The organism is Azospirillum sp. A23 (assembly GCF_042938965.1).
In the GTDB taxonomy this organism is placed as follows: Bacteria; Pseudomonadota; Alphaproteobacteria; order Azospirillales; family Azospirillaceae; genus Azospirillum; species Azospirillum melinis.
The window spans coordinates 1,919,348-1,926,296 of sequence record NZ_CP170666.1; the positions used below are offsets into that span (position 1 = coordinate 1,919,348).

Here is a 6,949-nt window from a genome sequence, read left to right on the forward strand (position 1 = left end):
TGTCCCCGGTTCACTCCACCAGCGGCGGCGGCGTGTGGGTGACGCCATAGGCGGCGAAAATCTTCGCCATCGTTCCGTCCTCGGTCAGCGCCGTCACCGCATCGCCGATGCTGTAGGCGAGGTCGCGGGAGTTTTCCTTGGTCGCCATGCCGATGTTCCAGCTGGAGGTCATCATGCCCGGCAGGGTCACGGTGGTGACCGGGAACTGCTCCATCCTGGTCCCGAGCGCCGCCTGCACCTGGCTCAGCGGCGCCAGCACCGCCGCCGCCTCGCCAGCGGTCAGCTTTTCGATGGCGGCCTCCGGCGTCGGGCAATGGATGATGCGGCTGCGCAGCCGGCCACCCTGCAAACCCAGCAGGAAAAAGTCGGGAACACTGTCGATCTCGACCGCAATCGGCTCGTCCGGCAGGGTTGCCAGCACGGCGGAGCGCACGCGCTGCGGATCGCGGGCGAGCGCGAAGACCTCCTGATGATAAGGGCCGAACAGGACGGCTTCCGGGTTCATCAGGCCGAAGCGCTTATCATAGGGAATGTGCATCATGATGTCGGCCAGCTCGCCGCCGAACAGGCTGCCGCGCCACACCGCCACGCGCAGATCGTCCGACACCGTCTCTCCGGGAATCTGCTCGTAAATGTCGGCCTTGACACCCAGCTTCCCCGCAATCGCCCGCGCCAGATCGACGTCTATGCCGACCAGGGTGCCGTCGCGCTGAAAGGAAAAGGGCGGAAACTCGCGATAGACCGCAACGCGCAGCCGCCCGCGCTCCATCACCTCGTCCAGCGGCCGGGCGGCAGCGGGCGCGGCGCCAAGCGTGGACGCAGCCCCGGCGGACGCACAGCTTGCGGTCAGTCCGGACAGGAAACGGCGGCGTGTCACAATCGCCATGGCAGGTCCCGGCAGTGGTGGGTTCATCGGGGATAAGGGCTGGCAGGATAGCCATCGCTCCGCAGCGCCAATAATTGGACTTTCGTACAAGATGCCCTCCGGCCCGCCCGGATCTCCCTGGTTCGGTGAAGCCCGGTCGGTCGGCGCTGCCCACCCCGTCCCCTGTCCATGCTTCCATAGTCGCATTCCGGAGTTGTGCGTCGCCCGATAGGCTGCACACCAAACTGTTGGCATTCCGACGGATACGATGACAAAGCTCCGCCTGCCCCGTCTTCTCCGCAGCATGTCGCTGGCGGCACTCGGCGCCCTGCTGCTGGCCGGGGCGCCCGGTGTCGGCGCAGCCGCCGACGCCGTGGGCGAGATCCGCATCGGCTTCCTGTCGCAGACGCCCGAGCCGCCTCCCTCCGTCGCCAACCCGGACGAGCCGGCGGCCGACGACGGTCTGGCCGGGGCATCGCTCGCCATCGCCGACAACAACACGACCGGCAAGTTCCTGAAGCAGTCCTTCGTGCTCGACAACGTGGAGGTTGCACCGGACGGCGATGCCGCCGCGGCCCTGCGCGAACTGGCCGGGCGCGGCGACCGCTTCGTCGTCGTCGACGCGCCGGGTTCCACGGTGGAGGCCCTGTCGAAGCTGCCGGAGGCACGCACCCTGCTGCTGCTGAACGCCACCGCGCCCGACGACGCCCTGCGCGGCAGCGCCTGCGCCGCCAACCTTGTCCATGTCGCGCCCAGCCGGGCGATGCTGGCCGACGCGCTCGGGCAATATCTGGTGAAGAAGCGCTGGCCGCGCTGGTTCCTGGTCACCGGCCGCCGGCCGGAGGACAAGCTCTATGCCGATGCCGTCCGCCGCGCTGCCAAGCGCTTCGGCGCCCAGATCGTCGCGGAGAAGGAGTGGACGGCCGAAAGCGACGTCAACCGCACCGCCGAATCCGAGATCCCGGTCTTCACCCAGGCCAAGGCCTATGACGTGCTGGTCGTCGCCGACGAGGTCGGGGAGTTCGGCGACTATCTGTCCTACCGCACCGCCGATCCGCGTCCGGTCGCCGGCACCCAGGGGCTGGTTCCCACTGTGTGGCATCGCACGCACGAGCAATGGGGGGCGGCACAGCTGCAATCGCGCTTCAAGGCGGCGGCGAAGCGCCCGATGACGGCGCGCGACCACAATGACTGGACCGCCATCCGGGTCGTCGGCGAGGCCGCCGCCCGTGCCCGCACCACCGATCCCGACCGCCTGATCGCCTTCATCCAGTCGCCCGACTTCACCATGTCCGCCTTCCGCGGCGCACCGCTCAGCCTGCGGCCCTGGGACGGCCAGCTGCGCCAGCCGGTCCTGCTGGCCGCCGACCGCTCGCTGGTGTCGGTGTCGCCGCAGGAGGGCTTCCTGCACCCGCGGACCGAGCTGGACAGCCTGGGCTACGACCAACCGGAAACGCTCTGCAAGACGCGAGGAAAGACCACGCCATGACCGCCGCCCGCTTCACCGGCATTTCCTTGGCCGCATTGATCGCCGCCACCCTGGCGTCCGCCGCCTCGGCCCAGACCATCTATGTGTCGAACGAGAAGGACAACACGCTGTCGGTGATCGACGGCAAGACCATGGCGGTCACCGACACCATCAAGGTCGGCAAGCGCCCGCGCGGCATCACCCTGTCCAGGGATGGCACCCAGCTGTTCATCTGCGCCAGCGACGATCACACGGTGCAGGTCTTCGACCTTGCCAGCAAGACGGTGGTCCACAATTTGCCGTCGGGCGAGGATCCCGAACAGTTCGCCCTCAGCCCCGACGGCAAGAGCCTGATCATCGCCAACGAGGACAGCAACATCGTCACCGTGGTCGACGTGCCGACCCGCAAGGTCGCGTTCCAGGTCGATGTCGGGGTGGAACCGGAGGGGATGGACGTCAGCCCGGACGGCCGTTGGGGCGTCAACACCTCCGAGACGACCAGCATGGTCCACTGGATCGACATGGAAAAGCGCACAGTGGTCGACAATACGCTGGTTGGCCCCCGCCCGCGCTACGCCCAGTTCACCAAGGATGGCTCGCAGCTGTGGGTGTCGTCGGAGATCGGCGGCACGGTCAGCGTCATCGACACCGCCACCCGTCAGGTGAAGAAAGTCGTCGATTTCCACATCAAGGGCATCGCCAAGGACCGCATCCAGCCGGTGGGCGTCAAGCTGACCGACGACGGCCGCTATGCCTTCGTGGCGCTCGGCCCGGCCAACCATGTCGCGGTGGTGGATGCCAGTACCTTCGAGGTGAAGGATTACCTGCTGGTCGGCCGCCGCGTCTGGCATCTGGCGCTGACGCCGGACCAGAAGATGCTCTACACCACCAACGGCGTCAGCGGCGACGTATCGGTGATTGATGTCGACAGCCTGAAGGTGACCAAGACGGTCAAGGTCGGCCGTTACCCCTGGGGCGTGGCGGTCAAGGGCTGACAGAGGGAAAGGTCAGATAGAAAGGGGAAGGCGGAATGACGGTGCCGGCATTGGAGGTCGAGGGGCTGCGCCACGGCTATGGCGGAAACCGCCTTGCGCTGGAGGATGTCGGTTTCCGCGTTATGCCCGGCGCCTTCACCTGCCTGCTCGGGCCGAATGGCGCGGGGAAGAGCACGCTGTTCGCGCTCGCCACCGGGCTGTTGCGGCCGGCCGAAGGGCGGGTGCGCATCCACGGCCACGACATCGTCCAGGCGCCGGGCAAGGCGCTGGCGGAGCTGGGCGTGGTGTTCCAGCAGCCCACCCTCGACCTCGACCTGACGGTGCTGCAGAATTTGCGCTACTTCGCCACCCTGCACGGCATCGGCCGCCGCGAGGCAGACGGGCGGATCGAGACGGAACTGACCCGCCTGTCGCTGTTCGAGCGGCGGGGGGAGAAGGTGCGGGCGCTGAACGGCGGCCATCGCCGGCGGGTGGAGATCGCCCGTGCCCTGCTGCACCGCCCGACCCTGCTGCTGCTGGACGAACCCACGGTCGGGCTGGACATCCCCGCCCGCCGCACCCTGATCCGCCATGTCCACGCCCTGTGCGCGGAGGACGGCATCGCGGTGCTGTGGGCCACCCACCTGATCGACGAGATCGACCCTGCCACCGACCATGTGGTGGTCCTGCACCGCGGCCGGGTGCGCGCCTGCGGGCCGGTCGCCGCGGTGAATGCCGAAACCGGCTGCGCCACCGTGGCGGAGAGCTTCGACCGGCTGACCGCAGCCCGACCCGCCGCCGACGTGGAAGCCGCGGCATGACCGGACGGCAGCTCAGAACCTGGGGAACCGCCTTCCAGGGCATCGTCGCGCGCGAGGTGCTGCGCTTCATCCACCAGCGCGAACGCTTCCTCGGCGCGCTGGTCCGCCCGCTGGTCTGGCTGTTCGTCTTCGCCGCAGGGTTCCGGGCAGCGCTCGGCATCGCCATCATCCCGCCTTACGAGACCTATATCCCCTACGAGGTCTACATTGTGCCCGGGCTGATCGGCATGATCCAGCTGTTCAACGGCATGCAGGGGTCGCTGTCGATGGTCTACGACCGCGAGATGGGCAGCATGCGCATCCTGCTGACCAGCCCGCTGCCCCGCGCCTTCCTGCTGGTGGCGCGGCTGTTGGGCGGGGTGGTGGTGTCGATCCTCCAGGTGGCCGCCTTCCTGATAATCGTCAGGCTCTATGGCATCGACCTTCCGGCATGGGCGCCGCTGACGGTGCTGCCGGCCCTGCTGCTGAACGGGCTGATGCTGGGGGCGCTCGGCATGGTGCTGGCCTCCACCATCCGCCAGCTGGAGAATTTCGCCGGGGTGATGAACTTCGTCGTTTTCCCGCTCTTCTTCCTGTCCTCCGCCCTCTATCCGCTCTATCGCATGGAGGAGGCCGGCCCGCTGCTGTGGTGGCTGTGCAGCCTCAACCCCTTCACCCATGGGGTGGAGTTGATCCGCTTCGCCCTCTACGGCCGGATCGACGGGCTGGCGCTGGCGGTCGTCGCCGGGTCCACCCTGCTGTTCGCTGCCCTGGCGGTGCGCGGCTACTCGCCTGCGCGCGGCATGGGATCGCGGGCGCCGTCGGCGACGGGGTAACGTCTCATGCCGCATCGTGGAAGATGATGCCCGTCGTGTAGCGCTCACCTGACCGTACCGGGCTGACGCCGTGGCGATGACGGACGCGGTAGGTCCCGCGGGTGCCCTGCACCGGGCGCTGGTCCACCGCAAAAATCACCGCCTCCCCCAGCCCCAGCGGCACGACGGTGGCGCGCGACTGCATGCGCGGACGCTGCTCGGTCAGGACGAACTCGCCGCCGGTGAAGTCCGTTCCCGGTGCCGACAGCAGGATGGCGACCTGCAACGGGAACACCGTCTCGCCATACAGATCCTGATGCAGGCAGTTGTAGTCGCCGGGACCGTATTTCAGCAGCAGCGGCGTTGGACGGGTCTGTCCAGCCGCATGGCAGCGCTCCAGAAACCCGGCATGCTCCGCCGGATAGCGGGTGTCGAGCCCCATCGCGGCGGCCCAGCGGTTGGCGACCGGTGCCAGCCGGCGGTAGAGCGGCGCACGCAGCGCCGCAATCGGTCCCGGCAGCGGATAACTGAAATATTTGTACTCGCCCTTGCCGAAGCCGTGCCGCTCCATCACCACCCGGCTGCGGAAGGGGGTGTCCTGCCCATAGAGCCCCGCCAAGGCCTTGCAGCTTTCCCCATCCAGCAGAGGCCCCACGACGGCATGGCCCACCGACTCCAGTTCCGCGCCGATGCGCGTCCAGTCCAGATCCTCCAGCGCCATCACCGTGTCGCCTCCTTGCGCTCGCGATCCAGCAGGTCCCGCTTGCGCTCCACGCCCCAGCGATAGCCGGACAGGCCTCCATCCGACCGCACCACCCGATGGCAGGGAATCGCCACCGCCAGTGGGTTGGCCCCACAGGCGCGCGCCACCGCCCGCACCGCCGCCGGCTCGCCGATGGCAGTGGCGATCTCGGCATAGCTGGCGGTGCTGCCGGGCGGAATGGCACGCAGCGCCTGCCATACCCGCTGCTGAAAAGCGGTGCCGCCGATATCCAGCGGCAGGGCAAGGCCCGTCCCTGGGGTCTCCACAAATCCCACCACCTGCGCCACCGTGGCCTCGAAGGCCGGGTCGCCCCCAATCAGTTCGGCCCTGGGAAAGCGGTCCTGCAAATCGCGGAGCAGCAGCTCCGGATCTTCACCGAGCAGGATCGCACACACCCCGCGCTCCGTCGCCGCCACCAGGATCGAGCCCAGCGAGCAAGCGCCGACCGCGAAACGGATCGTCTCCCCCGCTCCACCCCTGCGGTAACTGGTGGGCGTCATTCCCAGCCGTGCCCCCGCGGTTTCGTAGAACCGTCCGGAGGACCCATAGCCAGCCTCATAGATCGCCTCGGTCACGGTGCCGGCCTGCTGCAAGGCGTCGGCGACGCGGGCGGCACGCTGGGCCTGGACATAGGCCCGCGGGGTAACCCCGGTCACCTGCTTGAAGATGCGGTGGAAATGGTGCGGGCTCATCCCGGCCGCCGCCGCGAGTTCTTCCAGCTGGGGCGCTTCCTCCGCCTCCTCGATCAGGCGGCAGGCAGCGGCAACGGCCTCGGCGCGGCGGTCGCCCTGGCTCGGCCCATCCGGCCGGCAGCGTTTGCAGGGCCGGAAGCCTGCCCGTTCTGCCTCGGCATTGGTGGCATAGAAGACGACATTCTCCGGCCGTGCCGGCCGTGCGGCACAGCTTGGCCGGCAATAGACGCCGGTGCTGCGGACCGCATAAACGAACCGTACGTCAGCGGCAGGATCGCGGCGACGCAATGCCTCCCAGCGCTCCGCCTCCACATCGGTGGTGACAGGATCGGCGGCGGCAGGATCGAGTGCGACGGTCATGTGTCCCTCTCTCTGCACGAACCTTACAGGTTCCGTGGTGTGGTGAGGGAGCAATCTGAACTGCCGGACAAACCGGCACACTCCGCCGCTTGCTTTCGAATTGCGGTGATCCGGCCCGAAACAGTGAAACGCCCCGTCTCATTCGAGGCGGGGCGTTTCCGATGTGTGTGAAGATGCAAGCCTATGCGTTTTTTTTATTGAGCGTCTCTTAT

The 6,949-nt window shown here is 68.1% G+C and carries 7 protein-coding genes; 4 read left to right on the top strand and 3 right to left on the bottom strand.

What is annotated here, in order from left to right:
• Positions 1 to 10 precede the first annotated feature (10 nt).
• Positions 11 to 886 carry a transporter substrate-binding domain-containing protein gene (locus ABNQ40_RS17285; protein WP_109048303.1) on the bottom strand — a complete coding sequence of 292 codons (876 nt, stop codon included), beginning with the start codon at positions 884 to 886 and terminating at the stop codon, positions 11 to 13.
• Between the two features lie 247 nt (positions 887 to 1,133).
• Between ABNQ40_RS17285 and ABNQ40_RS17290 the strand changes: the two genes are divergently transcribed.
• From ABNQ40_RS17290 to ABNQ40_RS17305, 4 genes are read left to right on the top strand one after another with little or no spacing between them, the layout of a single operon-like run.
• Positions 1,134 to 2,354 carry an ABC transporter substrate-binding protein gene (locus ABNQ40_RS17290; protein WP_109048302.1) on the top strand — a complete coding sequence of 407 codons (1,221 nt, stop codon included), beginning with the start codon at positions 1,134 to 1,136 and terminating at the stop codon, positions 2,352 to 2,354.
• On the top strand, positions 2,351 to 3,328 hold the full coding sequence (locus tag ABNQ40_RS17295) for a YVTN family beta-propeller repeat protein (RefSeq protein WP_391347390.1): 978 nt from the start codon (positions 2,351 to 2,353) through the stop codon (positions 3,326 to 3,328). Before ABNQ40_RS17290 ends, ABNQ40_RS17295 begins: the two co-directional genes overlap by 4 nt.
• A gap of 35 nt (positions 3,329 to 3,363) precedes the next feature.
• Positions 3,364 to 4,128 (top strand): ABC transporter ATP-binding protein, encoded by a 765-nt coding sequence (locus ABNQ40_RS17300; RefSeq protein WP_391347393.1) that lies wholly within the window; start codon positions 3,364 to 3,366, stop codon positions 4,126 to 4,128.
• Complete coding sequence (locus ABNQ40_RS17305) at positions 4,125 to 4,943, top strand: ABC transporter permease (protein ID WP_391347396.1); 819 nt, start codon at positions 4,125 to 4,127, stop codon at positions 4,941 to 4,943. The genes ABNQ40_RS17300 and ABNQ40_RS17305 overlap by 4 nt, the downstream gene beginning before the upstream one ends.
• A 4-nt stretch (positions 4,944 to 4,947) precedes the next feature.
• On the opposite strand, the gene ABNQ40_RS17310 is transcribed toward ABNQ40_RS17305, so the two are convergent.
• Both ABNQ40_RS17310 and ada read right to left on the bottom strand, forming a co-directional pair.
• Positions 4,948 to 5,643, bottom strand: coding sequence for a 2OG-Fe(II) oxygenase (locus ABNQ40_RS17310; protein ID WP_391347456.1), 696 nt, complete (start codon positions 5,641 to 5,643; stop codon positions 4,948 to 4,950).
• On the bottom strand, positions 5,643 to 6,737 hold the full coding sequence (gene ada, locus ABNQ40_RS17315) for a bifunctional DNA-binding transcriptional regulator/O6-methylguanine-DNA methyltransferase Ada (RefSeq protein ID WP_109048297.1): 1,095 nt from the start codon (positions 6,735 to 6,737) through the stop codon (positions 5,643 to 5,645). The genes ABNQ40_RS17310 and ada overlap by 1 nt, the downstream gene beginning before the upstream one ends.
• Positions 6,738 to 6,949: the final 212 nt, after the last annotated feature.

Coding starts and splice junctions, on each gene's coding strand:
- ABNQ40_RS17285 (WP_109048303.1), bottom strand. CDS start 886: ATGGCGATTGTGACACGCCGCCGTTTCCTGTCCGGACTGACCGCAAGC.
- ABNQ40_RS17290 (WP_109048302.1), top strand. CDS start 1,134: ATGACAAAGCTCCGCCTGCCCCGTCTTCTCCGCAGCATGTCGCTGGCG.
- ABNQ40_RS17295 (WP_391347390.1), top strand. CDS start 2,351: ATGACCGCCGCCCGCTTCACCGGCATTTCCTTGGCCGCATTGATCGCC.
- ABNQ40_RS17300 (WP_391347393.1), top strand. CDS start 3,364: ATGACGGTGCCGGCATTGGAGGTCGAGGGGCTGCGCCACGGCTATGGC.
- ABNQ40_RS17305 (WP_391347396.1), top strand. CDS start 4,125: ATGACCGGACGGCAGCTCAGAACCTGGGGAACCGCCTTCCAGGGCATC.
- ABNQ40_RS17310 (WP_391347456.1), bottom strand. CDS start 5,643: ATGGCGCTGGAGGATCTGGACTGGACGCGCATCGGCGCGGAACTGGAG.
- ada (WP_109048297.1), bottom strand. CDS start 6,737: ATGACCGTCGCACTCGATCCTGCCGCCGCCGATCCTGTCACCACCGAT.